Raw genomic sequence first — 1,192 nt, forward strand, 5'->3', positions numbered from 1 at the left:
GTGATTGAGAGAGAGTCCGAGCCTAATTTAACAACTTTTGTTGTACTATCAACCTGTACGCCTACTTTAGGATTTGCAGTGGAAAAGTCAAGAGTATCTTTTCCATCAACAGCATCAAGGGTTACTCCTTGAGGAATTGACTGGATTTTTACAATATCATCCTTCTTAGTAAATTTAAGGGTTTCAATGCTAGATAAATTGTCTGTGTCAGAGCCGACTTTTACTGTTCCACTTATTCCTGTTAGTTTGGGGTCAGCATTTAAGGTTAAAGTTAAAATAATTGGAGTTGATTCTGAACTATAGTCAACGGTATCATTGCCTAAACCGCCGTCTAGAGCATCATTACCGCCTCCCCCATTTAGTATATCGTTTCCTTCGCCACCAAATAGTCTGTCGTCAAAACCAAAACCCAAAAGTTCATCATTTCCACTCGCCCCGATTAAGACTACACCGTTTTTATAGTATTCAAATAACTTGGGATAAGCCAATTTATTAAGAGTACCCAAGGCAGACAATTTATCGTTGCCTTGTGTACCGTAAATTATAGGCTTTTCTTCCTTGTCAAGAAATTTGGTGATACCTTGACTAAATAAATTTTCGGATATTCTGTCTATCCCAAATTTTAGTCCCAAGTAGGCCGCTGGTTTTGCACCCAATAATGGTATTTCCCAGCTAGATATTTTTTTAATCTCTCTATCGAATGAAGCTTTGTTGTATGGTTCTGTTTTTTTACTTAGAAAACCAGTAAAATTAATGAATACTGTTCGACCAATCCTTGACGGATCAACAAGAGGCTCTAAAATAATCCGATTACCAATCCATGCTACTATCCCACCACCATCAAAATCAAAATTGTCTTGAAAAGGTTCAACATAAAAGTTTTGAATTTCTCTAGTACCGTCCGCCTTAACAACAAACTTTGCACTATCAGAAATTTTGAATCTCTGACTGTTATAAATATAAACTCTTTCCGCGTAATCATCTACCTGATCTCGATAGTCGAGATGCCTCATGTTCCACCCATAATCATTGCTTAAACCAAAATGGGTGGCAAGTCCTTCCTTGTTCCAACCGTCATCGGGCATTTTGGGTAATGTAGATACACTAAAAAATTTTTTGACAAGCTCAAACTGCGCTCCCACGGCAAATCGTCCAGGCCCAGCCTTTTCATCCATAAATTTCTGGACATACT

Annotated in this window: 1 pseudogene; it reads right to left on the reverse strand. The window is 38.0% G+C overall.

Features of this window, described 5'->3' with window-relative positions:
* A pseudogene (locus MICAI_RS25115) lies at positions 1-1,175 on the reverse strand (hemolysin); the annotation flags it as partial.
* Positions 1,176-1,192 lie beyond the last annotated feature (17 nt).

The sequence above is a fragment of the Microcystis sp. T1-4 genome, from assembly GCF_000297435.1.
Lineage (GTDB): Bacteria > Cyanobacteriota > Cyanobacteriia > Cyanobacteriales > Microcystaceae > Microcystis.